22 protein-coding genes, 1 tRNA gene and 3 pseudogenes are annotated in these 25,901 nt (G+C 74.3%); 16 read left to right on the forward strand and 10 right to left on the reverse strand.

All coding sequences use genetic code 11. The features are described from left to right. Positions 1-7: 7 nt before the first annotated feature. The 3 genes from QQY24_RS21750 to QQY24_RS21760 all read left to right on the forward strand — a co-directional run bounded on the left by QQY24_RS21750 (position 8) and on the right by QQY24_RS21760 (position 4,769). Positions 8-2,134, forward strand: a complete 2,127-nt coding sequence (locus QQY24_RS21750) for a transglycosylase domain-containing protein (protein WP_301976320.1) — start codon at positions 8-10, stop codon at positions 2,132-2,134. Between the two features lie 43 nt (positions 2,135-2,177). Next, a complete protein-coding gene (locus tag QQY24_RS21755; protein ID WP_301974377.1) occupies positions 2,178-3,470 on the forward strand; it encodes a hypothetical protein in 1,293 nt (430 codons plus the stop codon). A gap of 120 nt (positions 3,471-3,590) precedes the next feature. Further along, a complete protein-coding gene (locus tag QQY24_RS21760; protein ID WP_301974378.1) occupies positions 3,591-4,769 on the forward strand; it encodes an amidase domain-containing protein in 1,179 nt (392 codons plus the stop codon). On the opposite strand, the gene QQY24_RS21765 is transcribed toward QQY24_RS21760, so the two are convergent. Further along, positions 4,757-5,320 carry a DUF4383 domain-containing protein gene (locus QQY24_RS21765; RefSeq protein ID WP_301974379.1) on the reverse strand — a complete coding sequence of 188 codons (564 nt, stop codon included), beginning with the start codon at positions 5,318-5,320 and terminating at the stop codon, positions 4,757-4,759. The two genes, QQY24_RS21760 and QQY24_RS21765, sit on opposite strands and share 13 nt — an antisense overlap. 111 nt (positions 5,321-5,431) lie before the next feature. Next, the gene (locus QQY24_RS21770) at positions 5,432-6,832 is read right to left on the reverse strand and encodes a hypothetical protein (protein ID WP_301974380.1); all 1,401 of its coding nucleotides are present in this window, start codon (positions 6,830-6,832) and stop codon (positions 5,432-5,434) included. Between the two features lie 203 nt (positions 6,833-7,035). On the opposite strand from QQY24_RS21770, the gene QQY24_RS21775 reads away from it, so the two are divergent. After that, positions 7,036-7,107 (forward strand) — tRNA-Val (locus tag QQY24_RS21775). A 46-nt stretch (positions 7,108-7,153) separates the two neighbouring features. Here QQY24_RS21775 and QQY24_RS21780 read toward each other — a convergent pair. Next, positions 7,154-7,498, reverse strand: a complete 345-nt coding sequence (locus tag QQY24_RS21780; RefSeq protein WP_301974381.1) for a hypothetical protein — start codon at positions 7,496-7,498, stop codon at positions 7,154-7,156. Between the two features lie 149 nt (positions 7,499-7,647). Between QQY24_RS21780 and QQY24_RS21785 the strand changes: the two are divergent. Next, positions 7,648-7,882 (forward strand): annotated as a pseudogene (locus tag QQY24_RS21785) (DUF2277 domain-containing protein). 75 nt (positions 7,883-7,957) lie between these two features. Here the strand turns inward: QQY24_RS21785 and QQY24_RS21790 are convergent. The 3 genes and pseudogenes from QQY24_RS21790 to QQY24_RS21800 form a co-directional block, all read right to left on the reverse strand. Continuing rightward, positions 7,958-8,580 (reverse strand): annotated as a pseudogene (locus tag QQY24_RS21790) (DedA family protein). 198 nt (positions 8,581-8,778) lie between these two features. Further along, a complete protein-coding gene (locus QQY24_RS21795; RefSeq protein ID WP_301974382.1) occupies positions 8,779-9,234 on the reverse strand; it encodes a DoxX family protein in 456 nt (151 codons plus the stop codon). Positions 9,235-9,445: 211 nt separating this feature from the next. Beyond that, positions 9,446-10,090, reverse strand: coding sequence for an HNH endonuclease family protein (locus QQY24_RS21800; protein WP_301974383.1), 645 nt, complete (start codon positions 10,088-10,090; stop codon positions 9,446-9,448). A 371-nt stretch (positions 10,091-10,461) separates the two neighbouring features. On the opposite strand from QQY24_RS21800, the gene QQY24_RS21805 reads away from it, so the two are divergent. The 5 genes from QQY24_RS21805 to QQY24_RS21825 all read left to right on the forward strand — a co-directional run bounded on the left by QQY24_RS21805 (position 10,462) and on the right by QQY24_RS21825 (position 15,780). Further along, positions 10,462-11,043 (forward strand): TMEM165/GDT1 family protein, encoded by a 582-nt coding sequence (locus QQY24_RS21805; protein ID WP_301974384.1) that lies wholly within the window; start codon positions 10,462-10,464, stop codon positions 11,041-11,043. Between the two features lie 161 nt (positions 11,044-11,204). Continuing rightward, on the forward strand, positions 11,205-11,873 hold the full coding sequence (locus QQY24_RS21810; protein ID WP_301974385.1) for an HAD-IA family hydrolase: 669 nt from the start codon (positions 11,205-11,207) through the stop codon (positions 11,871-11,873). A 308-nt stretch (positions 11,874-12,181) separates the two neighbouring features. After that, positions 12,182-14,221, forward strand: a complete 2,040-nt coding sequence (locus tag QQY24_RS21815) for an MFS transporter (RefSeq protein ID WP_301974386.1) — start codon at positions 12,182-12,184, stop codon at positions 14,219-14,221. A gap of 176 nt (positions 14,222-14,397) precedes the next feature. Beyond that, positions 14,398-15,069: a hypothetical protein gene (locus QQY24_RS21820; RefSeq protein WP_301974387.1), complete on the forward strand. Its 672-nt coding sequence runs from the start codon at positions 14,398-14,400 to the stop codon at positions 15,067-15,069. A 3-nt stretch (positions 15,070-15,072) separates the two neighbouring features. After that, complete coding sequence (locus tag QQY24_RS21825; protein ID WP_301974388.1) at positions 15,073-15,780, forward strand: hypothetical protein; 708 nt, start codon at positions 15,073-15,075, stop codon at positions 15,778-15,780. A 51-nt stretch (positions 15,781-15,831) separates the two neighbouring features. On the opposite strand, the gene QQY24_RS21830 is transcribed toward QQY24_RS21825, so the two are convergent. Further along, positions 15,832-16,266: a DUF1992 domain-containing protein gene (locus tag QQY24_RS21830; protein ID WP_301974389.1), complete on the reverse strand. Its 435-nt coding sequence runs from the start codon at positions 16,264-16,266 to the stop codon at positions 15,832-15,834. A gap of 119 nt (positions 16,267-16,385) precedes the next feature. On the opposite strand from QQY24_RS21830, the gene QQY24_RS21835 reads away from it, so the two are divergent. Further along, entirely contained in the window at positions 16,386-16,778 is a 393-nt protein-coding gene (locus QQY24_RS21835; RefSeq protein WP_301974390.1) for a hypothetical protein, read from the forward strand. 37 nt (positions 16,779-16,815) lie between these two features. Here QQY24_RS21835 and QQY24_RS21840 read toward each other — a convergent pair whose 3' ends face one another. Beyond that, positions 16,816-17,487 (reverse strand): O-methyltransferase, encoded by a 672-nt coding sequence (locus tag QQY24_RS21840; RefSeq protein ID WP_301974391.1) that lies wholly within the window; start codon positions 17,485-17,487, stop codon positions 16,816-16,818. 284 nt (positions 17,488-17,771) lie between these two features. After that, positions 17,772-17,975, reverse strand: a pseudogene (locus QQY24_RS21845) (MFS transporter); the annotation flags it as partial. 391 nt (positions 17,976-18,366) lie between these two features. Between QQY24_RS21845 and QQY24_RS21850 the strand changes: the two are divergent. Next, a complete protein-coding gene (locus QQY24_RS21850; RefSeq protein WP_301974392.1) occupies positions 18,367-20,403 on the forward strand; it encodes a bifunctional glycosyltransferase 87/phosphatase PAP2 family protein in 2,037 nt (678 codons plus the stop codon). 120 nt (positions 20,404-20,523) lie between these two features. Here the strand turns inward: QQY24_RS21850 and QQY24_RS21855 are convergent, their stop codons facing one another. Beyond that, entirely contained in the window at positions 20,524-20,934 is a 411-nt protein-coding gene (locus QQY24_RS21855; protein WP_301974393.1) for a transglycosylase SLT domain-containing protein, read from the reverse strand. Between the two features lie 806 nt (positions 20,935-21,740). Here QQY24_RS21855 and QQY24_RS21860 point away from each other — a divergent pair. The 4 genes from QQY24_RS21860 (at position 21,741) to QQY24_RS21875 (ending at position 25,790) form a co-directional block, all read left to right on the forward strand. Continuing rightward, positions 21,741-22,328 carry an XRE family transcriptional regulator gene (locus tag QQY24_RS21860; protein ID WP_301974394.1) on the forward strand — a complete coding sequence of 196 codons (588 nt, stop codon included), beginning with the start codon at positions 21,741-21,743 and terminating at the stop codon, positions 22,326-22,328. Positions 22,329-22,448: 120 nt separating this feature from the next. Beyond that, complete coding sequence (locus QQY24_RS21865) at positions 22,449-23,048, forward strand: hypothetical protein (RefSeq protein WP_301974395.1); 600 nt, start codon at positions 22,449-22,451, stop codon at positions 23,046-23,048. Then, positions 23,048-24,382, forward strand: a complete 1,335-nt coding sequence (locus QQY24_RS21870; RefSeq protein WP_301974396.1) for an MAB_1171c family putative transporter — start codon at positions 23,048-23,050, stop codon at positions 24,380-24,382. The genes QQY24_RS21865 and QQY24_RS21870 overlap by 1 nt, the downstream gene beginning before the upstream one ends. Beyond that, on the forward strand, positions 24,375-25,790 hold the full coding sequence (locus QQY24_RS21875) for an NAD(P)/FAD-dependent oxidoreductase (protein WP_301974397.1): 1,416 nt from the start codon (positions 24,375-24,377) through the stop codon (positions 25,788-25,790). The genes QQY24_RS21870 and QQY24_RS21875 overlap by 8 nt, the downstream gene beginning before the upstream one ends. Positions 25,791-25,901: the final 111 nt, after the last annotated feature.

Genomic DNA, 25,901 nt, shown 5'->3' on the forward strand with positions numbered 1-25,901 from the left:
CGCCACGATGCAGCTGCGCGTGCCGCCGCCCCCGCCGCCCCCGCCGCCCCCGCCGCCCGGGGAACCGGCGGCCCCCGGCGGCCGGGCCGCCCGGCGGCGCAGCTCCCGGCCCACGGGCCGCGACCGCCTCAGCGGCACCGCCACGACCGCCCTCGACCGCCTGCGGGCCGTCCTGGGCCCGCGGCTCGCACCGCTCGCCCCCCACGCCCGCCGGCTCAGGCCCGCCTACCCGCGCCCCAACCGCACCGGCTGGCGCCGCTGGCTGCCCTCCTGGCGGCAGTGGCTCGGCGGCGTGCTGTCCGGCTCCGGCCTGCTCTTCCTGTTCCTGCTCGCCGCCTACGAGACCACGGACATCCCGACGAACCTCAACAGCTTCGCCACCCAGCAGGACAACGTCTACTTCTGGTCGGACGGGACCCCGATGGCCCGCACCGGGTGGGTGCAGCGGCAGAGCATGCCGCTGAAGGAGATACCCGAGCAGGTGCGCTGGGCGGTGCTCGCGGCGGAGAACGAGAGCTTCTACTCCGACCCCGGCATCTCCTTCAAGGGCATCAGCCGGGCGCTGTGGCGGACCGTCGGGCAGGGCAGCACCCAGGGCGGCTCCACCATCACCCAGCAGTACGTCAAGAACGTCTACCTGAACCAGAACCAGACCGTCAGCCGCAAGTTCACCGAGGCGATGATCGCCCTCAAGCTCGACAACAAGATGAGCAAGGACGACATTTTGGAGGGCTACCTCAACACCAGTTGGTTCGGCCGCGGCACCTACGGCATCCAGCGGGCCTCCCAGGCCTACTACGGCAAGGACGTCAGCCAGCTCAACGCCAGCGAGGCCGCCATGCTCGCCTCCCTGCTGAAGGGCGCCGGGCTTTTCGACCCCACCCTCAGCAAGGCCAACCACCAGCGGGCGGTGGAGCGGTGGTCCTGGATCCTGGACCGGATGGTCAAGACCGGCAGGCTGACCCCGGCCGAGCGGGCCACGTACCGGACGTTCCCCGAGCCGCTGAAGTCGGCCCGCGTGTACGACACCGGCAAACAGAGCGACTACCTGGTGGAGCTGGCGCAGCAGTACGCCAAGAGGACCGCCCACATCTCCGACCGGGACTTCGACCTCGGCGGCTACCAGATCTACACGACCTTCGACCGCAAGCGCGAGGTCACGCTCACGGACGCCGTCACCAAGGCGCGCAAGCAGGCGGGGGCGGAGCGGCCCCAGCAGGCGAGGACCGCCCACTACGGCGCCGCGTCGGTCGCCGCCGACGGGCGCATCCTCGCCGTCTACGGCGGCCCCGACCACCGCACCCAGGGCTACAACGAGTCCAACGCGACCACGGTCCAGGCCGGTTCGGCGTTCCTGCCGTTCGTCTACGCCGCCGGCCTGCAGAACGGCGTCCACAAGACCCGCGGCGGGCCCGCCACCCCGGTCACCCCGCAGAGCGTCTACGACGGCGACGACGGGGTCCCCGTCACCACCCCCGAGGGCCCCTACTGGGACCGCAGCGGCAAGAAGGTCGCCGCGCACAACGACGGGGGCGAGTCCTACGGCAGGATCACGCTGGCCGACGCCCTCGCCAAGTCGGTGAACACGCCGTTCATGCAGCTCGGCATGGACACCGGCCTGGACAAGGTGCGCCGGACCGCGGAGGCGGCGGGCCTGCTCGCCTCCAGCATGGGACCGCAGGTGCCCGACCTGTCCCTGGGCAGTTCCACCCCGAGCGCCATCCGGATGGCCAGCGGTTACGCCACCTTCGCCGCGGACGGCAGGCACACCGAGCCGTACTCGGTGCGCCGGATCACCCGCAACGGCTCGCCGGTCGCCCTGGAGGCACCCGCCGCCCGCCGGGCGGTCAGCGCCGCGGTGGCCGCGCAGGTCACCGAGGCGCTGGCGGCCTCGCTGCGCACCGCCCACCCGGGAGCCGCCTCGGCCGTGCCGGCGGCCGGGAAGGCCGGGACCACCGCCGACGACACCGCCTCCTGGTACGCGGGCACCGCCGGCTCCGTGTCGACCGCGGTCGTCGTCTACCGCATGGACCTGGCCAAAAGTCTCGAACCACTTCCGCTCAAGGGCCTGGCCGGTACATCCTCCGACAGCGTCCCGTACGGCATCTGGGCGCAGGTCACGGGCGTCGAATGACCTCCACGGCCGCACCCGCATCCCCTCGCAGATTGAGCCGCGCATGAACAAGAAGCCGCCCACCGGCCGCCGCCGCCGGGTCCGCACCCGGCAGCCCCGCCTCGCGCTGCGCCCCGAGGTGCTGACCCTGGCCGCGCTGCTCGTCGTGGCCTCGCTCATCGCGGGGTACCTGGCGCTGACCCGCCAGGACAGCACCTCACCCGCCGCGTCCGCCAAGGGGGGCGCCAGGGGAACCACGGGCAGCACCGGCAAGGAGCCCGCCTGGGACGGCAGGGTCAGGGTCCTCGGTGACGGCTCCACGTCCTACACCGGTCCGCAGAAGGGGCAGTTGAAGCCCGTCCCGCTCAAGCCCGGCGAGAAGCCGCCCCAGTTCGTCGTCTTCTCCTGGGACGGCGCGCTGGAGGGCAGCGACCACCTCTTCTCGCACTACCGTGAGCTGGCCAAGGAGTACGACGCCCACATGACCTTCTTCCTCACGGGCATCTACCTGCTGCCCAAGAGCAAGAAGACGCTCTACCACGGGCCGCAGCACGCGCCGGGCGACGCAGCGATCGACTACGCCACCGACGAGCACATCCGCACCACCCTGGAACAGCTCCGCGACGCCTACGAGGACGGCGACGAGATCGGCACCCACTTCAACGGCCACTTCTGCGGCGCCAAGGGCGGCGGCGACTGGAGCGTCGACGAGTGGAAGAGCGAGATCGACCAGTTCTTCTCGTTCGTGGAGAAGTGGAAGACCAACACCGGCTACAACGACGTCCCCGCCCTGCCCTTCGACTTCAAGCGGGAGGTCACCGGAGGCCGCGCCCCCTGCCTGGAGGGGCAGGCGAACCTGCTGAAGGCCATCAAGGACTACGGCTGGCGCTACGACGCCAGTTCCGCAGGGGACTTCCAGATATGGCCGGCGAAGAAGGACGGCATATGGGACTTCCCGCTGCAGATGCTGCCGTACGAGAGCGGCAAGTACCAAGGCCTGTCCATGGACTTCAACTTCCTCTACAACCAGTCCGGCGGCGAGACCGACGGCGACCCGGCCAAGTACCCGCAGTGGGAGCAGGAGACCGTCGACTCCTACATGGCCGGTTTCAACCGGGTGTACTACGGCAGCCGGGCGCCGCTGTTCATCGGCAACCACTTCGAGGACTGGAACGGCGGCATCTACATGAAGGCCATCGACCAGGTGGTCGCGAACGTCTGCACGAAGAAGGGCGTCAAGTGCGTCTCCTTCAGGGAACTCGCCGACTGGATGGACGCGCAGAAGCCGGCCACCCTGGAACGGCTGCGCAGCCTCGACCCCGCCCAGTCCCCGGACTGGTCCACGGTGGTCAAGTGACGCCTGAGGGACCGCGTTTCGGCCCGGGACCCCACCGCCGCCACCCCCTTCACGGCGGGCGCCCGCCTCATGCGAAGATGCCCTCTCCCGGTAGGTGTACCGGTGCAGAGGGGAACAGCATTGAAATCGAGAAGACTGAGCCGTAAGCGGAGCCGTACCGCCATAGTCACGGCGGCGGCCGGCGCGGTCGTCGCGGGTGTGGCCCTGGTGCCCAACTGGAGCGCGGGCGCCGCCGTCACCGACAACCCGACGGTGGACGCGGCCACCAGGGCGACCTTCCAGCGACTGGCCGACGCGGTCTTCACCGACCGCACGTCCGCCCTCGTGGACAGCGGGACCCACCATGCCAAGCGTCTCGCCGCCGGGTTCTCCGGCGACGTGCGCCTGTCGTCCGCCCAGTCGCGCGAGGAGAGCTCCGCGCTGGGCGAGCTGCGCGGCCGCAAGTCCCGGCTGGCCCGGCTGGGCGAGAAGTACAGCGCGGCCAGCACCCGGGTCACGCTGGACGCCACCCGGGTCAAGGGCCGGCGCGCCACGGTCGCCGTCACCGAGACCACGACCCTGACGTACGAGAAGGTCAAGGGCACCGAGCCGAGGACCACCGGCTTCCAGGCGCACCACGAACTGACCTTCAGGGCCGACCGGCGCGGCGACTGGCAGCTGACCGGCGTCCAGGACACCGACGACGGCTACCTGGCCGTCAACCAGGTGGCCAAGCCGGACGTCGCCAAGCCGGCCACCGCGAGCGACGACGGCCCGCCCGAGGCGGCCCGTTCGGCGACCACCTGGCCCGCGCCGGCCAAGCCGAAGAGCCTCTCGGGCACCGGCTACGACTACAAGGCCATGGCGGCGTACGCAACCAAGTACTGGAACCAGTACAACCCCGACTACCCCGACTACAACGGGGAAGGGGCCGGCGGCGACTGCACCAACTTCGTCAGCCAGTCCCTCAAGGCGGGCGGCTGGAAGCACGTGCCGGGTTACACCGACGACTTCCACAACTGGTTCGGCAACGCCGACATCCAGTCGGACTCGTTCGTCGGCGTGAACGAGTTCTCCTGGTTCGCCCTGTCCTCCAAGCGGGTCACCAGCCTCGCCAACGTCTACCAGATGGACATCGGCGACGTGCTGCAGATGGACTTCAACAAGGACGGGTCCAAGGACCACTCCATGATCGTCACCTACCGCAACCCGCAGGGCGTGCCGTACGTGACGTACCACTCCACGAACACCTACAACAGGTCGGTGGCCAGCCTCGTCGCGTCGTACCCCACCGCCGCGTTCTACGCCTACCGCACCTGACGGGGTTCCCGGTGCTCCGGTTCCTCCCGCCGCGCCGGAGGGGACTCGGGGTGCCGGGACTTCCAGTAGGGGTTGTCGTGCGGCAGGGACGAGCCGACCCTGCCGTACATCCCGAAGGTCATCAGCAGCAGGCCGACGGCGAAGCTGAACAGCACGTTCTGCATCTTGAACGCCAGGAAGTTGCTGCCGGAGTCCAGCAGGCCGAGGTTCAGGAAGCCGTTCAGCAGGAACAGCACGCCCAGCACCATGTTCAGCGTGGAGGCGACGTTCCCCCCGATCACCATGCCCACGAGGAGCACCGCTCCGACGCAGATCGACAGCACGCTGAGCGCGCCGTTGGTGTTCAGGCCCACCACGGTGTCGCCGCCGGTGCTGAAGAACCCGATCCGGTTGATCATCCCCAGGATGCCGAAGGCCAGCAGGAAGAGGCCGATCAGGCCCGCGCCGACCCGGTAGACCCTGTTCAGCCGGTGGTCGACGGGCAGGTGCTCGTCGAACCGGGGCCGGTTCCTGGAGCGGGGTGACCGCGTGTGCGCTGCGTGTGGGGCCATGTCCGCCTCCCTCGGGCGCTCAGCGGAGACCGTCCGTCCCCTTCAATATCCGCCGGCTCGCATTACCCGGCAACACGGGCGGCCCTGGCCCCGTCCCGGCGCGGGCCGCGTTCACCGGCCCGGGCCGCCCCCGCGCTCCGCGCGGATCTGCGCCACCACCCGGGCCACCGTGAGCCGCACGGCCTCCGTCTCCGTCAGGAAGTGCCAGTAGTCGGGGTGGCGGCCCTCCAGCGTGCCGACCGCCCGCTCCAGCCGGGCCACCGCGTCGTCCAGCGGCCGGGCGTGCCGCGGATCGGGGGTCGCCCGGCCCGTCATGGCCAGCCGCTGGGCGTCCCGGATCGCGAACCGGGTCCGCTCGATCTCCCGCTGCGGGTCCTTCTGCACCGCGTTCAGCCGCGTCAGCCGGTCCCCGGCCGCCGAGACCGCCTCGTCGGTGCCGTTCAGCAGCGCCCGGGCGGTCGACAGCAGCGCGGTGGCGTCCGCCCAGCGCTGGGCGTCCCGGGCGGTCCGCGCCTCGCGCAGCTTCAGCTCCGCCTGCCGCACGTGCTGCGCGGCCTGTTCGGGCACCTGCTGGAGGTCCTGCCAGCAGGCGGCCGAGAACCTCCGCCGCAGCTCGCTCAGCACCGGGTCCACCTGTCCGGTGCGCGTGGTCAGCGCCTCGGCCCGGGTGCGCAGGGACACCAGCCGGTGGTCGATCTCGGCGGCCTTCTCCGGCAGCCGCTCGGCCTCGGCCCGGATCGCCGCGGCCTCCCGCTGGACCCGCTCGGCCCGCTCCAGGGTCTGCGCCACGCCGTGCTGCCCGGCGCCCTGGTTCAGCCTGGTCAGCTCGGGGGAGAGGGCGGCGAGGCGGGCGGCGAGGTCGTCGGCCCGCAGCTCGCTCCGGCGCACGGCGTCCAGGGCGTCGCTCGCGCCCAGCAGTGCCTGCCGGGCCCGCTCCACGGCGGGCGCCAGCCGGGCCAGCTGTGTCTCGGCCTTGCCGAGCAGCGGACCGAGCGAGCCGGCGAAGCGGTCCAGCTCCGCCTTGACCCGGACCAGTTCGTCCTTGGCGCCGGTCAGCTCGGTGCGCGCCCGGGCGGCGACGGAGGCCTCCAGGTCGTCGCGGTCGAGGTCGTGGGCGTCCACGGCCTGGATGTAGCGTCGGCTGGCCTCGTCGATGCGCTGTCCCAGCGCCTCGAAGTCCGAGGCGGCGCGGCGGGCGGCGGGCGAGTCGTCGACGGCCGTGATGGTCTCGACGGAGATCTGCAGGTCCCGCTGGGCGGTGTCGAGTTCGTAGAACGCCGCCGCCGCGTCGTCCTTCGCCGCCTGGGCCTCGGCCCGCTGGCCCTCGGCCCGTCCGCCGAACCAGCGCCGGGTGCCGCCGCCCGCGAAGGCGGCGGGCAGCGCGAGGGCCGCGAGCAGCGGCAGGCCGATCAGGACGAGGGTGTCACGCGGCCCCCCGGACCCGTGCCGGGCCCGTACGCTCGACGGTGGGGCGTACGGCTGCGTGGATGGCGTGCCCGGTGTCGCCGTCACATCCCTCTCCCGTGCTGTCATTCGCCTGGGTGGTGTCATTCTCCCATTCGCAGGAGACGAACACACGGGCCGGCCGGTTCGCCGTACGGGCCGCCGTTTTCCGCCCCGCCCCGCTGCGGTCCGGCCGGCGGGGCGGTCCGCTTCCGGCGTGGACGCGGTGTGCGGCACAATCCCCGGGGCGATGTAGGCTGTCGACCTGTCCCGGGTGCGTAGCTCAGTGGTAGAGCGCCTGCCTTACAAGCAGGATGTCGGCGGTTCGAAACCGTCCGCGCCCACCCACGGAAAGGCCCCCGGCCGCGTGCGGCCGGGGGCCTTTCCGCGTCACTCCGCCTCCCGGGCCGCCTCTTCGCGGGCGTGTTTGAGCGTGCTGCGGGCGTCCACGCGCTCGCCCACCGCGACCTCGGACCAGAAGCGGTGGCAGCTGACGAAGACCGCGAGTTCGTGCTCGCGGCGGCGCAGCTTCTCCACCTCGGCCTGTTCGTCCGCCGTCCAGCCGGGGGAGGCGGGCCTCTCCACCTTGCGCCAGCCGGTGTCGTCGCTTGAGCGGTCCATCGGCTCGACGGACCAGGGCAGCCGCTTGAGCAGGGCCGACAGCTCGGCCCGGACCTGATGCAGCTCCTCCTGACCGGCGAGGAGGTCACTGGGGAAATCGTAGGTCGTAGCCACGCGTTAATGCTACGCCTGTTCGAATTTGCATGGCGAGTTCAACTCCGGGGTTCAGTCGGACGGGTGAGCGCCCCGGCGGCCCGCGGGAGGCGGTGGCCGCCTTCGGCGTGATCCGCGCCGGCCCGCGCGCCGTGCGGGAGACTGGGGGCATGTGCCGGAACATCAGGACGCTGCGCCCGCCCGTACTGCCCGCCGGGGCCACCGAGGACGACATCCGCGCCGCCGCGCTGCAGTACGTGCGCAAGGTCTCGGGGTTCCGGGCGCCCGCCGCCCACAACCGCGAGGTGTTCGAACCGGGCCGTGGAGGCCGTCGCCCGGGCCACGGCGGACCTGCTCGACGGGCTGGAGGTGCGGGGGCGGCGGTCCGCGCGCGGGGCCGGGTAGGACGGGCGGCGCGGGAGCGCGCCGGCGGGCGCGGGCGCGGGCGTGGGTGCGGGGTGCGGGGTGCGGGCCGGGGCGTTACGGCGTCCGGGCCGGCCGGCGGCGCATGAGGAGGCCCGCCGCCGCCCCCGCCCCGACGGGCGCCGCCACCGACACCGCCGTGGCGAGCCAGGTCGCGCCCGGCCGGCGGGTGCCGAAGTGGCCGAGGGCCACGCTGTAGGCGGCCCAGGACGGGCCGGTCGGGGCCGACCAGGGCAGGAAGTGGCGGGCGCGCCGGTGCGCGGCACCGGCGCAGAAGGGGTCGACCGAGCGGCCGGCGGGGGCGAAGCGGGCCAGGACGACCAGGGCGCCGCCGCGCCCCGGGAGAGGGCCTCGCCGAGCCGTTCCTGCGCGCCTGTCAGGCGCCGGGAGCGGGCGGTCGCGCGGTCCGGTCGCGCACCGCCCCGCCGGGCGAGCCGGTAGGCCACCAGGTCGCCGAGGACGGAGGCGGTCGCGGCGGAGAGGATCGGGGCGAGGGCGTCGGGCACCTCGCGCGGGACCCGGCCGGTGGCCGCGCCCGAGCCCGCCGCCGCTGCCGTGGCCGCCGTGACGACGAGGACGCCGCTGGGCAGCAGGGGCACGAAGACGTCGAGCAGCACCGGCGGGGCCACCGTGGCGTGGATCCACGGACCGGCCGCAAGTGACCCCGCGCTCTCGTGCACGACGACTCCCGTTGTGTCCCCGTTGACGGCCGTACAGCGTGCGCCCGGGGCGTGACAGCGCGTTCGCGAGGGGCCCGGACGGTCGCCGCGGGAAGTCGTCCCGGCCGGGAACGGACGGTCCGGCCGGGGTGCGCGCGGACGCGGCGTCCCTTCCCGCGCTCCGGCCGGAGCGCGGGAAGGGACGCCGTCGTACCGGGGTCAGACCGCCATCGGCGCCTGCTCGGCGGCCGGTTCGCCGGTGGCCGCGGTGCGCCGGGTGGCGAGCCGGTCCAGGCCGAAGGCGCCCGAGCCGGTGAAGACCAGCAGGAAGAAGGCCCAGCAGAACAGGACCGACAGCTCACCGCCGTTCTGGATGGGCCACAGGGCGGCCCGCTGGTGGACGTCGAAGTAGGCGTACGCCATGGAGCCGGAGGCGGCCAGCGCGGCGGCGCGGGTGCCCAGGCCGAGCAGGACGAGGCCGCCGGCGACGAACTGGATCAGGGCGGCGTACCAGCCGGGCCAGGTGCCGGCGTCGATGGTGCCGCCGTGGGTGCCCATGGCGCCCCCGAGGACGCCGAAGAGCGAGGCGGCGCCGTGCACGGCGAACAGCAGGCCGACGACGATGCGGAAGGCGCCGACGACGTACGGCTGGGCGGAATCGAGGCGTGCGGACATGGAGGGTGGTCTCCTCTGCGGTGGCCCGGGCCGTGCCGTCCGGTGGGGGTGGGACGGGGGCGTCGGGCCGGACGTGGGGGACGACGGGTACCGGAGGGGAGGACCACGTTAGGCGCGCCTAAGCGATGCTTGCAAGTTCAACATTTGGCCATTGTTCGTCGGCCGCCCCGCGGGGCGCCGCGGGCACCCCGCGGGAGGGCCGACGGCCGGGTCAGCAGCCGGCGAGGTCGTTCTGCAGCGCGTTCTTCTCCGCGGAGTCGACCGAGAGGTCGTAGTAGTACTTCACCTGGACCCAGGCGCGGACGTAGGTGCACAGGTACGCGGACCGGGACGGCACCCAGGTGGCCGGATCCTGGTCGCCCTTGGCCTGGTTGACGTTGTCGGTGACGGCCAGGAGCTGGGGGCGGGTGACGTCGTTGGCGAATGCCTGCCGCTGGGCGGTGGTCCACTTGCCCGCGCCGGAGTCCCACGCCTCGGCCAGCGGGACGAGGTGGTCGATGTCGACGTCGGAGGCGGCGCTCCAGGTCGCGCCGTCGTACGGCGAGTACCAGCTGCCGCTGGTGGCCGCGCAGGAGGAGTCGGTGACGACGTTCGAGCCGTCCCGCTTCAGGATCCACTCGCGGGTGTTGCAGGTGCCGGAGATGGTGATCCAGGTCGGGAACAGGTCGCGGCTGTAGCCGGTGCGGTTCTCGGTGGCCACGGTGAGCTGGGAGAGGTAGCCGCGGGCCGTGGCGCCGCTGACCGGGGTCGGGAGGGCCGCGGAGGCGCTCGGGGGGTTGAGGAGGGCCGCGGAGGCCGTGAGGCCGGTGAGGACGGCGAGCGTGCTCAGTCGTCGACGCGCGTAGAACTTGGGCATGCGAACTCCCTGGAGGGGTGGGGATGTCGGACGCGGGCGGGGGAATGCTCGCGACGCCGTGTTGCGAGCAGGTGAGCGCCCGGTGAGAACCTAATGACGCGCTCATGACACGACAAGGTTCGCGGCGGAACTTTCGCTTCCCGTACGATGGGGACGTTGAAGGGGAGTAGCTCTTCGCCGGACCGTCGACATACTGCCCAGCGAGCCTGGGCCGGCGCCCGGAGGCGGATCCCGCGGGACCGCCAGCGAGACCTTCGGCAAGCAGTGCACGCCCGTGCCTCCCGGTGCGGGCGTCCGTGCGCTGTCCTGCCGAGGTGTCCCCTGTGAGGTGCAGCACTCTCGGCCGGGCGGCCCCGACCGATTGAGGATCCTTGATCAGCATCACCGTGACGGCGCTCGTCTTCGGCGTCGTCTTCCTCGCCGAGCTGCCCGACAAGACCGCGCTCGCCGGCCTCGTCCTCGGCACCCGCTACCGCGCCTCGTACGTCTTCGCGGGCGTCGCCGCCGCCTTCCTGCTGCACGTCGTGCTCGCCGTCGCCGCGGGCAGCGTGCTGACCCTGCTGCCCCGGCAGATCGTGCACGCGCTCACCGGCGTGCTCTTCCTCGGTGGCGCGGCGATGCTGCTGCTGAAGGAGGACGAGGACGACGAGGAGGTCCGCAGACCCGCCGACCAGTCCTTCTGGAAGGTCGCGGGGACGGGCTTCATGCTCATCCTGGTCGCCGAGTTCGGCGATCTCACCCAGATCATGACCGCCAACCTCGCCGCCCGCTACGACGACCCGGTCTCCGTCGGCCTCGGCGCGGTCCTCGGGCTGTGGGTGGTGGCCGGCCTCGGCATCGTCGGCGGAAAGGCCCTGATGAGGCGGGTGCCGCTGCGGCTGATCACGAGGGTCGCGGCCCTGTTGATGCTGGCGCTCGGCGTGTGGAGCCTCTACGAGGCGGTGACCGGCTGACCTGAACGGCGGACGAATCCTTGCGGGATACGGTGGCGGAACCCCGGCCGGGTTTTGTACCGTGGAGAAACAAAGTGGCTCCCGCCCGTTCACCTGACCGGCGGGCGGGGCCGCCTTGTCCCCCGCTCCGCCTTCGGGCGCCGTCGCCACTGGAGCTGCCGATGCCGGCCACCGCCCCGCCCTCCGTCCTCACCGCCCGCGCCCTCCTGCTCGACATGGACGGCACCCTCGTCGACTCGACCGCGGTGGTCGAGCGCGTCTGGCGGCGCTGGGCCGAGCGGCACGGGCTGGACGGCGACGAGGTGATGAAGGTCGTCCACGGCCGGCAGGGCCACGCCTCGATGGCCGTGCTGCTGCCCGGCCGGCCCCGGCAGCTGAACCTCGCCGACAACGCGCGCATGCTCGCGGAGGAGACCGCCGACACGGACGGCGTGGTCGAGGTCCCCGGGGCCGCCGCCTTCCTCGCCTCCCTGCGCGGGCTCCCGCACGCCCTGGTGACCTCGGCGGACGCCGCCCTGTCCACCGCCCGCATGAACGCCGCCGGGCTGCCGCTGCCCGCGGTGCGGGTCACGGCCGAGTCGGTCGGGGCGAGCAAGCCCGATCCGGAGGGCTTCCTGAAGGGCGCCGCCGAACTGGGCGTCGGCCCGGCCGACTGCGTCGTCTTCGAGGACTCCGGCGCGGGCATCGCCGCCGCGCGGGCCGCGGGCATGCGCGTTGTGGGCGTCGGACCGCGGGCGCACCACCACGCCCCCGACGCCGTCGTGCCGGACCTCACCCGGGTGAGGGTCGAGGCCGTGGCCGGGGGGACGGTCCGGCTGCACGTGGGCTGAGCGGGCCACGCCCGCTCACGGCCCCTACGGCCGTGCCGTCACCGCTTCCAGGCTCGCCCGGGTCGCCGGGCTAGACGCCCGGCTCGTCGGCGCGCAGGCCCCTGGTCCACTGGTAGGCGCGCACGGCGTCCTCCACCGGGCGGGTGAAGCGGAACTCCTTCGCGTCCTCCCGCACCCGCCGCACCGGGACGGACGGGGGCCGGGCGCGCGGGGGACCCGGCAGGGCCGATGGCCCGGCGGCCCCGACAGGCCGCAAACGGCGGCACCGCTCACGATGGAAGGTGTCGTCCGAGTTCCGGGAGGTCCCCATGGTGCTGGACACGCATGGCACGGCGAAGGACGTGCGGACCGCCGAGCGCGTCCCGGGCGACGTGCTCGTCTCGATCGGCGCCCTGCTGCTCGGGCTGCTGCTCGCCGCGCTGGACCAGACCATCGTGGCGACCGCGCTGCCGACGATCGTCAGCGACCTCGGCGGCCTGGAGCACCTGTCCTGGGTCGTCACCGCCTACCTGCTGGCCTCCACCGCGGCGATCCCGCTGTGGGGCAAGCTCGGCGACCAGTACGGCCGCAAGAGGCTGTTCCAGACCGCGATCGTCATCTTCCTCGTCGGCTCCGCGCTGTGCGGGGTCGCGCAGAACATGCCCCAGCTCATCGGCTTCCGGGCGCTGCAGGGACTGGGCGGCGGCGGGCTGATCGTGCTGTCGATGGCGATCGTCGGCGACATCGTGCCGCCCCGCGAACGCGGGCGCTACCAAGGGCTGTTCGGCGCCGTCTTCGGTGCGACGAGCGTACTGGGCCCGCTGCTGGGCGGCCTGTTCACCGAACACCTCAGCTGGCGCTGGGTGTTCTACGTCAACCTCCCCCTCGGCGTCGTCGCGCTCGCCGTGATCGCCACCGCCCTGCGCGTCCCGCGCCGCTCCGACCGCCACGTCATCGACTACCTCGGCACGTTCCTGATCGCCGCGGTCGCCACCTGCCTGGTGCTGGTGGCCTCGCTCGGCGGCACCACCTGGGGCTGGGCCTCGCCGCAGGTCGTCGGCCTCGCCGTGCTGGGCGTCCTGCTCGCCGCAGCCTTCGTCGCCGTGGAACGGCGGGCCGCCGAACCGGTCCTGCCGCTCAAGCTGTTCCGCGTCCGCACCTTCACGCTCGCCGCCGTCATCAGCTTCATCGTCGGCTTCGCCATGTTCGGCGCGATGACCTACCTGCCGACGTTCCTGCAGGTCGTGCACGGCGTCTCGCCGACCATGTCCGGCGTGCACATGCTGCCGATGGTGTTCGGCCTGCTGCTGTCCTCGACCGCCTCCGGGCAGGTCGTCAGCCGCACCGGACGCTGGAAGGTCTTCCCGGTCACCGGCACCGCCGTGACCACCCTGGGCCTGCTCCTGCTGCACCGGCTCGACGAGTTCAGCTCCACCGTCGAGATGGGCGCCTGCTTCCTCGTCTTCGGCCTGGGCCTCGGCCTGGTCCTGCAGGTCCTCGTCCTCATCGTGCAGAACGCCGTCCCCTACGAGGACCTGGGCGTCGCCACCTCCGGCGCGACCTTCTTCCGCTCCATCGGCGCGTCCTTCGGCGTCGCCATCTTCGGCACCGTCTTCTCCAGCCGCCTCGGCGACCAGCTCGCCGCCGCCTTCCGGGGCGTGCGGCTGCCGCCCGGCGTCTCGCCCGGCGCCCTGGAGGCCGACCCGCGCGGCATCGCCGCCCTGCCCGCCGCCCTGCGCCCGGCGGCCCTGCACGCCTACGCGTCGTCCATCACCGAGGTCTTCCTGTACGCCGTCCCGGTCGCCGTCCTCGGCTTCGTGCTGGCGTGGTTCCTGAAGGAGGACCGGCTGCGCGGCTCGGTCACCGCGCCGGACGCCTCCGAGACCCTCGCCCCCAACCCGGTCGAGCGCTCCTCCCGCGACGAGGCGTGCCGGGCGCTGTCCGTGCTCGGCACCCGCGAGGGGCGCCGCGAGATCTACCGGGAGATCACCGGGCGGGCCGGGTACGACCTGCTGCCCGCCGCGAGCTGGCTGCTGCTGCGCATCCGCAGGTACGGCTCGCTGGAGCCGGCCGTGCTGACCGAGCGCAGTCCCGTCCCGCTGCACGCGGTCCTCGCGGCCGCCCGTCAGGTCGAGGAGCGCCGGCTCGCCCAACGCCGGGGCCCGGAGATGGTGCTGACCGCCGCCGGACGCCAGGTCGCCGAACGGCTCGCCGCGGCCCGCGAGGAGTCCCTGGCCGAGCTGCTCGGCGACTGGTGGGGACCGGACCGGTCCACCGACCTGGTCCTGCTGGTGAAGGAGCTGACCGCCGAACTGTGCGGCGCCGAACGCGAACGGCCGCACAACGGCACGGTGGCGAAGGCCGGTTGACGGCTCGTCAGGTCCGCGGTCCGGTCCGGTGCCGTACGCCGGCCGGACCGCGGGCCCCGCCGGGCGCGGGAACCCCCCGCCGCCCCGCCGGGCGCCCACGGCCGTTTGTGGCGCTTCTTCCGGGTCATCCGAAAGGGGAACCGGCCAGCGGGGCCGGTCCGATCCGGAAGGCAACCATGTCCACAGGCATGATCATCGCTGTGATCGTGATCGTCGCGGCCGTGGTGCTCGTCGCGGCCGCCCTGATCGCGCGCGCTCGCGGCCGGCACGGCGGGCCGGACCTGAAGCGCCGCTTCGGACCCGAGTACGAGCGGACCGTGGCCCGGCACGACGGGGACGCCAAGGCCGCCGAACGAGAGCTGACCGAGCGGGTCGAACGCCACGGGGCCTTGCGCGAGCGGCCGTTGGAGCCCGCCGAGCGCGAGCGCTTCGAGCACGCCTGGACGGCCGTGCAGGAACGCTTCGTCGAGGCGCCCCGCGAGGCCGTCGCCGAGGCCGACCGGCTGCTCGGGGAAGTCGCCGCCGCGCGCGGCTACCCGGACGGCGGGCGCTACGAGGAGCAGCTCGCCGCGCTGTCCGTGCACCACGCGCACCACGTCGAGGGCTACCGCCAGGTGCACCGGGCGGCCCGGGACGGGGCGGGCGGCGGGGCGGACGCCGGAACCGAGGAGCTGCGCACGGCGCTGCTCCAGGCCCGCAGCCTCTTCGACGACCTGATCCGCACCGGCCACGCCGACACCGGCCGCCGGCCCTCCGGCGTGGCGGCCGACGACGGCCACCGGTCCGGTACCGCGGCCCGTGGACACGCCCCGTGGGCCCTTCACAAGAGCCGCCCGAAGGAGAGCTGAACCATGACGCAGAACAGGCAGACCGGTCCGGGCAGCGAGGACTTCCGGCCCGGCACCGACACCGCCGAGCGGGCACCGTACGGCGACGAGCGCACCGAGCGGGCACCGTACGACGGCGAGCGCGCCGGGCAGGACGCGTGGGCGCCGCGGGCCGGTCGCGACGAGGGCTTCTCGGACACGGCGGCGTCCGGCCGGCCGGGCCCGGCGGCCGACGACCGCGCGCACGGCGCCGCGACGGGGCTCCCCTCCGGCACGGACCGGCCCGGCGCGCGGCACTCCGCCACGGGAGAGCCCGCCACGCGGGACTTCCCGGGCGACGCGCGGGGCGAGCGCGCCGCCGGCACCGTCGCGCCCGGCCGGCAGGACGCGGTGTCCGACGGGCGGACGCCGCGCGACGCCCACGCCCCGCACGGCACCGACGGCACGGGCGCGTCGCTCCTTCCGCACGAGGAGTCGGAGCAGTGGGAGGCGCGGCTGCGGCAGACCGCGGCCGGGTTCGTGGACGAGCCCCGGGCGGCCGTCGAGGAGGCCGACCGCGAGCTGCAGGAGATCGCCGCCCGGGTCGAGGACGCCGTCTCCCGGCGCCGCCGAACCCTGCGCACCTCCTGGGAGGAGCGCGGCTCGCGCGGACCCGGCGGCACCGACACCGAACGGCTGCGCCTGGCCATGCAGGACTACCGCGAGCTGGCCGGACGCCTGCTGCACCTGTGACGGACCCGCCGGCGCGCGAGCGCGGCCCGCGTCGCTGCGGCGCGGGCCGCGCTACGGCCGCGCGTCCGGTCCGTCCCCCGTGGCGCCGGCCCTGCGCTGCCGCCACTGCCGCACGACCTCTTCGACGTCGTAGGGCTTCTTGCCCAGCGGCGGGCCGGGCGGCGGCTTGAACATCATGTCGCGGATCTTCACGTTGATCTCCGTGATGATCCTGCGGACGACCCGCTCCGAGGGCGCCGCCCGGGCAGCCGCGAGCGCGTCCTCGGCCTCCTTGCGCAGTGCCAGCGCCGGCGGCAGCACCGCCAGGCCCTCGCGGGCCATCTTCCGCTTGACCCACCACAGCTCGTCGTACGGGGACTCCACGTCCGCGGGCAGCGGCCGGCCCGCGCCCGGCAGCCGGTCGAACGCGCCGCGCGCCTGCGCATCGCGGATCTGGTGGTCGACCCAGGACTCGAACGGGACGCCCGGTGGCTTTCGCTCGGTCATGAACCCATTGTGCCGGACGGGGCCGCGCCGGGCGTTTTATCATGCGGCGGCAGTGTGGCGAACCGGCCACCGCGCAGGGACGGCCGGACGGCCGCCGGACGCATCAGGGGGACACGCTCGTGCTCGAACTCACCATGGCCGCCGTCTGCGGGGCCGACGCGGGCGCCACCGCCGGCATGACGATGGCCGAGGCGCCCAGCGCGCCCGGCGCCGTGCTCCGGGTGGGCCGGGACGCCTCCGTGTGCCGGCTCGTGACCCCCGAGGACTGGCTGTTCGTCTCCCGCGTCCACCTGGAGTTCGCGTGCGGCCCCGACGGCGGCTGGCGGCTGAGCTGGCTGCGCGGCTCGCGGGCCGAACCGTCCTGCGAGGTGCGGCTGGTGACCGGGGAGCAGCACCGGCCCCTCTCCTACGGCGGAACCGCGCCGCTGCCGCACGGCGGCGCCGGCGAGGTCGTCGTCCTCGACCGCGGCGCGTCCCGCAGCGTCAACGTCGGCTTCCACCACGAGCCGTGAGACCCGGGCCGGGCCCGTCCCGGGCGGCGCCCCGGGCTCAGTCGAGCACCCGGGCCAGCGCGAAGCCGTCGTAGCCCTTGGCGCCCACGGTCTGCACCGCCGTGCCGCTCAGCCTCGGGTGGGCGGCGATGAGCTCGATGGCGGCGCGGGTGCCGACGACGTCCGGCTCGGTGTTCGCCGCGTCCGCGACCCGGCCGCCGCGCACCACGTTGTCCACGACGATCAGGCTGCCCGTGCGGGTCAGCCTGAGCGCCCACTCCACGTAGTGCGGGTTGTTGGACTTGTCGGCGTCGATGAACACCAGGTCGAAGGGGGCCGGGTTCTCGTCGGCGAGCTTGGGCAGCGACTCCAGGGCCGGCCCCACCCGCACCTCGGCGATCCGGTCGAGGCCGGCCCGCGCGAGGTTGCGGGTGGCCACCTCGGCGTGCCGGGCGCTGTACTCCAGGGAGATCAGGCGGCCGTCGGCGGGGAGGGCGCGGGCCAGCCAGATCGTGCTGTAGCCGCCCAGCGTGCCGATCTCCAGGACGGTCCGGGCGCCCTGGACCTGCGCGAGCAGCTGGAGGAACTTGCCCTGGGTGGCCGTGATCGAGATGTCCGGCAGTCCCGCGGCCTCGTTCTCGCGGACGGCCGCCCTGAGCGCGTCGTCCTCCGGCGCGAGGTGGCTGGTGAAGTAGAAGTCGACGTCGTCCCACGGCTGCGACCCGCTCATGCGCCTGCTGCCTTTCCCGAGTGTCGGCTCGGGTCTCTTCCCCGAGGCCCCTGGACCCTTCCCTCCGGATGATCTCAGCCGGCCGGCCCGGACGGGGTGAGAACGCCCCGCCGGACGCCCGCGGCGGGACGGGACCGCCCCGGGGCGCCCGTCCCGGGGCGCGCCGGCCCTCGTGCGGACCGGCCCTCGTGCGGACCGGCCCTCGTGCGGACCGGCCCCCGGGGCGGTCGCGTCCGCGCCGGTGCCGCGGGACCGCGGCGGGAAGCCGCCTGCCGGCGTGCCGCGGACGGTGCCGCCCCGGCCAGCGGGCGCCCCGCCGACTCGGACACGCGCCAGACCGCGAACCCGCCGACGACGGCCGCGGCCATCATGGAGGGGGCGGGCGTCATCATGTTCCCCGTCGCTCCGACCAGCGCGGTCGCCACCAGCGGAATCGTCCCGCCGAACGGGGACACCGACACGTTGAAGCCGGTCGACGGGGAGCCGTGGCCCGCCGAAACGGGGCTCGCCCTCCTTTCGTCGGGGACGGGGCCCGGGGCGGCGCTGCCGGAATCGGGCCGAAAAGCGACCACGGGCGGACGACCGCCCCTGACGTGCCGCGCACAAGTCGGTGCATAGTGCACCGAAATGCCCCGCCGGCAGGGACGTCTCCGCGCCACCGGGCGGCCGCCGTGGGCCCCGGCTGTGATCCTTGTCGTCCTCCACGGAGGCGACCCCGTCCCCCTCCCACTATCGTCGTCCGGGCAAAAGGAGGACGGACGTCAGGTGAAGCGGGGGCCGCCTGCGTCTCCTCCTGGGGGACCGCGCGCCCCATAGGGTTCGCGGAGGGAACCCGGCGCGCACGGCGCCCGGGACGACGGGGCGGGAGGCCGACGGGGCGTGGCGAACGTGGAGCACGGCGGGCGACCGGCGGATGCCTTCGGGACGGCCGGGACGGGGTCACGGCTGCGTGCGGCCCGGCTCGCGCTGTGGGCGGTGGCCGCGGTCCTCGCGATACGGCAGCTGGCCGTCGTCCTCACCACCCCGAGCGGTGACCGGCTGACCGACCTGGAGACCTGGGTCGGCCCCGCGGGCGTCCTGCACGTGACCGGGTCGCTGTACGACTCGCCGCGCTTCACCGGTACTCCGTTCGGGGGACTGGTGCTCAAGCCGCTCACCAGGTCCGCCGAGCAGGCCCTCGGCTGGGGCTGGACCTTCGGCACCCTGCTGCTCGTCGTCGCCCTCGGCATGGTCGCCGCCCGCGCGCTGCCCCAGCCGGCCGGCCGCCGCACCTCCCTGCTGGCCGCGCCGGTCGCCATCAGCCTGCTGATGCTCTCGCTGCCGGTGCGCAACACCCTCTGGCTCGGCCAGACCAGCATCATCCCGGTGCTGCTGGTGCTGCTCGGCTGCTTCACCGTGCGCGGCGAACGCGCGAGCGGCCTGTGCGTGGGCGTGGCCGCCGCCCTCCAGCCGACCGTACTGCTGTTCGCCCCGCTGCTGTGGTTCACCGACCGCCGTCGCGCCGCCCTGTCCACGGGCGTCACCTTCGCCGCGTGCACCGCGCTCGCCTGGGCCGCGATGCCACACGACTCGTACACCTACTGGGTGCACCACATGGCCGGCGCCGGTCTCGGCGGCAAGGCCGACGCCCTCGCCAACCAGTCCCTGCACGGCGCCCTGCTCCGCCTGGGCCTCACCGGCCCGCTGGAGATCGCCCTCTTCCTGGTGCTCGCCGCCGCCGTCGCCGTCCTCGCCCTGCGCCGCGCCGTCCGCTACGCCCACGACGGCCAGCTCCTGCTCGCCGTGGCCGTCACCGGCTGCGCCGCCGTCGCCGTCTCCCCGACCACCTGGCAGCACCAGCTGCTGTGGGTGCTGCTCGCGGTGGTCGGCAGGGTCGGCAGGCGGGCCTCGGACCGTTACGTCTGGCCGGTGGCGGTGGTCCTGGTGACCACCCTCCCGGCGAAGATGATGCTGCCGAACATGCCGGTGGTGTACCCGCTGCGCGACAACATCGTGCTGCTCGCGGCCCTCGCCGCCGCCACCGCCGTGCCGTTCCTGTCCCGCACCTCGCCGTACTACCGCGCGCCGGTCCCCGCCGAGTACGCCGGGGCGGTGCCCGCCCGTTTCCGGCGCGTCCCGCTGCTGCCCCTGCTGCGCCGGGTGCTCACCCGCCCCAACCTCCTGCTGGAGCTGCTGCTCATCCGCGTGACGTACGCCGCCTACCAGCAGGTCAGGCTCGCCGCCACGGGCGGCAGCAACGCGGCGGGCCGGGCGACGGCCGAGCACAACGGCCGGCACCTGCTGGCCGTGGAGCGCTTGCTGCACATCGACGTCGAGCACGCGGTCAACCACGCCGTGGTGCGGGTCGGCTGGCTGCGGGACTTCTTCGACTTCTACTACGAGTCCTTCCACTTCGTCGTGCCGCTGACCGTGCTCGGCGTCCTGTACTGGCGCCGCCCGGTCGACTACCGCTGGGCCCGCGCCTCCCTGGGCTTCACCACCCTGCTCGCCCTGGTCGGCTTCTGGCTCTTCCCGCTGGCCCCGCCGCGCCTGATGCCGACCCTCGGCATCATCGACACCGTGCACGGCGTCCAGGACTTCTCCAAGCCCGACTACGGCACCCTGACCGCACTCACCAACCAGTACGCGGCGATGCCGTCCCTGCACTTCGGCTGGTCGCTGTGGTGCGGGATCGTCATCGCGGTCATCGCGCCCCGGTGGTGGATGAAGGCACTGGGCCTGCTGCACCCGCTGTTCACCGTCTCGGCCATCGTCGCCACCGGCAACCACTGGGTGCTGGACGCGGCGGGCGGCGCGGTGGTGGCGAGCGCGGGCTTCGGCCTGTCGTACCTGTTCCAGGGCCCCCGGGCGCGGACGGTCGCGGCGGTGGCCGGGACCGGCGCCCGGGAGCCGGCGCGGGGGGCGGCGGCGGGCTGACCGCCCGGCGGCGGGCCGCCGCACGGCGGGCGCGGGGCGGCGGGGGCGCCCGGACGCGCGCACACCCCCGCCGGGTGGGCGGGGGTGCGGGGGCCGGGGCCGCAGTGGGCGGCGGGCGGCTCAGTACCAGCCGTTGGCCTGCCAGAAGTTCCAGGCGGCGGCCGGGCTGCCGTAGCGGGACTCCATGTAGTTCAGGCCCCACTTGATCTGGGTGGCCGGGTTGGTCTTCCAGTCGGCGCCGGCCGAGGCCATCTTCGAGCCCGGCAGGGCCTGGACCAGGCCGTAGGCGCCGGAGGAGCCGTTGGTGGCGGTGGGGTTCCAGCCACTCTCGTGCTCGACGATCTTGCTGAACGCGTTGTACTGCGCGGCGTCCGGGATCATCTGGTGCGCGATCGCCTGGGCGGAGGAGGCGGAGGTGGCGGCCTGGGCGGGCGCCGCGGTCAGCGCCATGCCGGCGGTGGCGGCGGCCACGGCGGCGGCGGTGAGGGCCTTCTTCGGAGAAGCGATGCGGCGGATGAAGGAGACGGACACGGAGAACCTCTTGCGTCGGGGACGGGGGATCGCCCGCATGTCCCGGCCCCGCCCGGTGTCCGTGCGAGGGCCGCATGCGTCGGTGCCCGGCCCGTTGCGGGCTCGTGGCGCCTGGCGACGTGGTCCAGAGAAGCAGGTCGGAAACGCGTCCGCAATGACCCCTTTTACTAGTTGTGGCCGGATCCGGGGGGAGGGCGGTTCGTGTGGCGTGGCTCTCAATCCGCAGGTCAGAGGTGGTGGCCAAAGGGACTTTCCGGACATCTGGGGCTACGAGGGCGGGTCGTAGGTGATCTGCGTCATGTGGGGTGCTTCACCGTCCCCCTCACCGGCCGGACACGGGCGCTCACCCAGTGGGTGCACCGCATGTGACCGCGGTCTCGAAAACCGCCCGGCGGGCCGCCCGGTGCGGCGCCCGCGGCGGCGCGGGTCCGTGGGCGGGGGTCGGGACGGCCGTGCGGAGGGCCGGCCGGGGTCCCGCCCGGGGTGGCCGCGCGGTGGGCGGCGGACCGGTCCGGCCGCGGGGCGGTCCGGTGGTGGAACGGTTGCCGGGGCCGGCGGTGCGGGGGCGCGGCGGGGTGGGGAGCGGACAGGAGGACGCCCCGGATGCTGCTCCCCCATAGGCAGCACCCGAGGCGGGTCGATCTTGCTCCGGTGCCTCGATCCTCGCCCACCGCGCCCTCAACTGTCAACGATTGCTGCCCAATTCGGCAGTGGGTGTTGGCATGCCTGGTCGGCGCACGGGCGACCGGGTAGCCTCGCGTCAGTTCAGCCACGGAACGGATGACACGCCCAGGGGGGGGACCTCGGTGAGTGACGCCTACGCCCCGCTGGCCGATGTGCTCGACCGCCTCGGGGAACTGACCGGCCGCCCGGGCCGGCTGCCGGAGGTCCTGGACGTGGCGGGCCTCTCCCATCGCACCGGGATCCCCGTCGGCGTCGTCGTCGAGCTGCTCTCGGGCGGCCGGGCGCCCGAGGCGTCTTTGGCCCAACGGGTGCGTCAGCGGCTGGACTTCATCCGGGAGACCCGGCGGCGGCCCGACGGCAAGCGGTACTCGCTGGACGAACTGGCCAGGATCGCCGGGACCAGCCGGCAGTGGCTGAGCGAGTGGCGCAAGAGCGGCATGCCGGGCCTGGAGCACACCGACCGGCTGCGCAGGTTCTTCGGCCTGTCCGCGGGCTTCTTCACCGCGGACGAACCGGAGGCGCTGCACGAGGCGCTGCAGCCGGTGCTGCAGGCGCTGGAGGCCGAGGCGGACCCGCTGCTGAGGCTGCGCGAGAGCGGACTGGTCCGGCTGGCCGCGCGCGCCCCGCAGATGAACCCCCGCCAACTGGCCACGCTCGCCGACCTGGCGGAGATGATCATCATGTCGGAGCGGGGGGAGAGCGGCGGCTGAGGTATCCGGTCCGGTGCCCGCGCGGCCCGGCGACCGACGCGACCGATGTGACCGCAGTGGCCGGCGGCGAGCGACGACGGTCGGCCGCGAGCCCGAGGACGACGACCGCAAGGACGACGCATGAGCACCGACAGATCGCCGAAGTCCCGCAGGCCGGGCGGGTCGCCGAAGCGGTTCCTCGACCGGCTCGTCCGCGACACCGTCCGGACGCTGACCCCGCCGACCGGGCCGGAGGCGTTCCTGCACGCGGTCTGCGCCACGCTCAGCCCGCAGCTGGACCGGCCGGTCCGGTTGAAGTTCGTCGGCTTCCCGCCGGGCCTGGACGTCTCCGGGGTCACCTTCGCCATGGACGAGGAGTACGTCGTCGTGGTCGAGGAACGCGCCCCCGACGCCCACAAGTTCGTCATCACCGGCCACGAGCTCGGCCACATCCACTACCAGACGCTGGACGTGCACTACCCGGCCGGCATGCCGACCGCCGCCCGCCGGCTGCTCTCCCGGGACGACGGGGCCGTCCCGTGGGACCAGGTCGTCGCCATGGCGACCCGGTCGCCCGCCGCCGCGGCGGCCGACGCCGAGTGGGAGGCCGAGGAGTGCGGGCTGCGGCTGGCGGCGAAGTTCTCCAAGGTCGTCGGACCGCACGCGGCGGCCGGGCGGACGACCCAGGACACCCTCACCGGCCGGCTGTCGTCCTCGCTGGGCAACATCGGCGGGCCGTGATGCGCGAAGACCCGCGCTGGGACCTGGCGGGTTCCTTCCTCGCCTACACCGTCCCGGCCGTACTGCTCGCCGTGGCCTTCGTGATCAAGCTGCCGCTGCTGCGCCGGGCCTGGCAGGACCCGATCCTGCGGGCGACCGCGCTGCTGCTCGGCATCGGCGCGGTGGTCTTCGTCTCGCTGCCGCCGGGCAACCTGCACCGCGTCAACCGGATCACCGGCATCCCCAACTTCGCCGGTCTGTGGGTGTACTCGCTGCTCACCGCCTACTGCGGGGCCTGCCTGTGGCTGATCATCACCTGGCGCGAGCCCCCGTCCGCGGCCCGGCGCCGGCGCACCCGCACGGTCTGGATCGCCTACGCCCTCATCATCGTCGGCCTGTGGACGACCTTCCTGCTCGGCGACCACCACGTGGAGCGGCTGCGCGACCTCGACACCTACTACGCCAACACGCCCTGGATGCGCGAGTTCGCGATGCTGTACCTGGTCGCGCACATGGTGTCCGCGGTGGTCGCGGCGAGCATGCTGTGGGCCTGGTTCACGGAGGTCGAGGACACCTGGCTGCGCCGGGCCGTGGTCTTCCTCCAGGTCGCCTACGCGCTCGGGCTCATCTTCGACGTCGCCAAAATCGCCGCGATCGGCGCCCGCTGGAGCGGCCGGGACTGGGACTGGCTGTCGACGTACGTCGCGCCGCCGTTCGCCATCGCCGAGGCGGCCCTGGTCGCGGTGGGCTTCATCGCCGGGCAGGCCGGCCCGGTGGCCGAGGAACGCCGGCGGCTGGTCCGCTCGCACCGGCGGCTGAAGCCGCTGTGGCAGGCCATGCTCGCGGTCACCGCGCCGGCCGCCCCGGCGACCGGTCGGGTCAGCGGGGCCGCGCTGCGGCTGGAGCTGCGCCGGGCGGCCATCAACGACGGCCTGCTGAAACTGGGCCCCTACCTCAGCCTCACCCGCCGCGAGCGCGTCCGGCGGGTGGCCGGGGCCGCGGGCCATTGCGATGCCGTCGCGCGGGGCATCGCGGGTGCGGTGGACATCCTGACCGCCGTGGACACCATGCGCCGCCGGGAGGCCGGGGACGACCCGGCCCCCTCGGACCACCCCGGGGAGCCGTCGCCGTCCGCCCGCTCCGGGCCGGCCCCCGGCGCGCCCGGGGCCGGGGGCGGTGCCGGGCCGGGGGCCCCGGGGCAGCGCCGGAAGCCGCCGCCCGTGGCCCCCGGTACCCCGGGCATCCCGGACAGCGAGCTGGAGTCCATCGCGTACGCCCTGCGGTGTCACGCGCCGGACATCGACGCGTTCCGCCGGGAGGCGGCCGCCACGGAAGGTCACACCGCCCATGCCTGACGCACCCGCCGCCCGCCGCCGCACCGCGCTCGTCATCGGGGGCAGCACGGCCGGCATGCTGGCCGCCTCCGTGCTCACCGGCCGCTTCGAGCAGGTCACGGTCGTGGAGGCCGACCGGCTGCCGCAGGGGCCCGAACCGCGCAGGGGGCTGCCCCAGGCCCACCACGCCCACCTGCTGTGGTCCGGCGGGGTGGCCGCGATGGAGGAGCTGCTGCCGGGCGTCACCGGGGAACTGGTCGGCCGGGGCGCGGGGCTCATCGGCGTGATGGCGGACCTGGTGAGCAAGGCGCCCTCGGGGCAGTGGTTCCGGCGGTTCACCGACTCCCGGCACCACATGATCGTGTGCAGCCGGGACCTGCTGGACGCGGTCGTCCGGGCCGACGTCCTCGGCCGCCGCGGGATCACCCTGCTGGACGGGACGCGGGTGGCGGGCCTCGCGGGGGACGAGGGGCGGGTGACGGGCGTGCGCGTGCCCGCCGGGCCGGGCGGGCGGACCACGACCCTGCACGCCGACCTCGTGATCGACGCGAGCGGCCGGGCCTCCCACGCCCGCGCCTGGCTGCGGGAGCTGGGCCACGCCCCGGTCGAGGAACGGGTCGTCGACGCGGGAGTCGCCTACGCCAGCCGCGTCTACGCGGCCCCCGCCGGGACGGCCGCGCTGCGCTACCCGGTCGTGAACGTCCAGGCCGACCCGCGCGACGCGCCCGGCCGCGGCGGGGTCGTCGTGCCGATCGAGGGCGACCGCTGGCTGGTGACGCTCTCCGGCACCCGCGGCGGCGAACCGACCGCGGACCCCGAGCGGTTCGAGCACTTCGCGCTCACCGGGCTCGCGGACCCGGTCATCGGCCGGCTCCTCGCCCGGGCCGAGCCGCTCACCGACCCGGTCACCACGCGCAGCACGGCCAACAGGCGCCGCTACTACGAGAGGGCCGGGACGTGGCCGGACGGCTTCGCCGTCCTCGGGGACGCCGTCGCCGGCTACAACCCCGTCTACGGGCACGGCCTGTCGGTCGCCGCGCAGAGCGCGCAGGCCCTCGGCCGGGTCCTGGACCGGTACGGGCCCACCGCACCCGGCACCGCCCGCCGCGTCCAGCGCGCGGTGGCCCGCCCGGTGGGCAACGCCTGGAACCTGGCGGTCGGCCAGGACGCGTACTACCCCGGTGCCGCGCCCGAGCCGCCGACCCCCGTGGAGCGGCTGCTCACCGCGTACGTCGACAGGACGGTGGCGGCCGGCTCGCAGGACCCGCGCGCCCTGCGCGGCCTGCTGGACGTGATGAGCCTGAAGACCCCGCCCACCCGGCTGTTCGCCCCCGACATGCTGTGGGCCCTCTGCTTCGGCCCGCGCAGGCGCCCCCTGCCCGGCCCGCCGCTGAGCCGGGCGGAACGGGAGGCCGCCGGCCTCGGCTGACCCCGGAGGACCGGTGCGGGCCGGTGTGCGGGCGGCGGTCCGGGGGCGCCGTCCGGGCCGGCGCGCACCCGCCCGCACGGGCCGGCCCCGTGCGGCCCCGTGCGGCCCCGT

This window comes from Streptomyces sp. TG1A-8 (genome assembly GCF_030499535.1).
In the GTDB taxonomy this organism is placed as follows: Bacteria; Actinomycetota; Actinomycetes; order Streptomycetales; family Streptomycetaceae; genus Streptomyces.

Coding starts and splice junctions, on each gene's coding strand:
- QQY24_RS21750 (WP_301976320.1), top strand. CDS start 8: ATGCAGCTGCGCGTGCCGCCGCCCCCGCCGCCCCCGCCGCCCCCGCCG.
- QQY24_RS21755 (WP_301974377.1), top strand. CDS start 2,178: ATGAACAAGAAGCCGCCCACCGGCCGCCGCCGCCGGGTCCGCACCCGG.
- QQY24_RS21765 (WP_301974379.1), bottom strand. CDS start 5,320: ATGGCCCCACACGCAGCGCACACGCGGTCACCCCGCTCCAGGAACCGG.
- QQY24_RS21795 (WP_301974382.1), bottom strand. CDS start 9,234: ATGTCCGCACGCCTCGATTCCGCCCAGCCGTACGTCGTCGGCGCCTTC.
- QQY24_RS21800 (WP_301974383.1), bottom strand. CDS start 10,090: ATGCCCAAGTTCTACGCGCGTCGACGACTGAGCACGCTCGCCGTCCTC.
- QQY24_RS21810 (WP_301974385.1), top strand. CDS start 11,205: ATGCCGGCCACCGCCCCGCCCTCCGTCCTCACCGCCCGCGCCCTCCTG.
- QQY24_RS21815 (WP_301974386.1), top strand. CDS start 12,182: ATGGTGCTGGACACGCATGGCACGGCGAAGGACGTGCGGACCGCCGAG.
- QQY24_RS21820 (WP_301974387.1), top strand. CDS start 14,398: ATGTCCACAGGCATGATCATCGCTGTGATCGTGATCGTCGCGGCCGTG.
- QQY24_RS21825 (WP_301974388.1), top strand. CDS start 15,073: ATGACGCAGAACAGGCAGACCGGTCCGGGCAGCGAGGACTTCCGGCCC.
- QQY24_RS21830 (WP_301974389.1), bottom strand. CDS start 16,266: ATGACCGAGCGAAAGCCACCGGGCGTCCCGTTCGAGTCCTGGGTCGAC.
- QQY24_RS21840 (WP_301974391.1), bottom strand. CDS start 17,487: ATGAGCGGGTCGCAGCCGTGGGACGACGTCGACTTCTACTTCACCAGC.
- QQY24_RS21865 (WP_301974395.1), top strand. CDS start 22,449: ATGAGCACCGACAGATCGCCGAAGTCCCGCAGGCCGGGCGGGTCGCCG.
- QQY24_RS21870 (WP_301974396.1), top strand. CDS start 23,048: ATGCGCGAAGACCCGCGCTGGGACCTGGCGGGTTCCTTCCTCGCCTAC.
- QQY24_RS21875 (WP_301974397.1), top strand. CDS start 24,375: ATGCCTGACGCACCCGCCGCCCGCCGCCGCACCGCGCTCGTCATCGGG.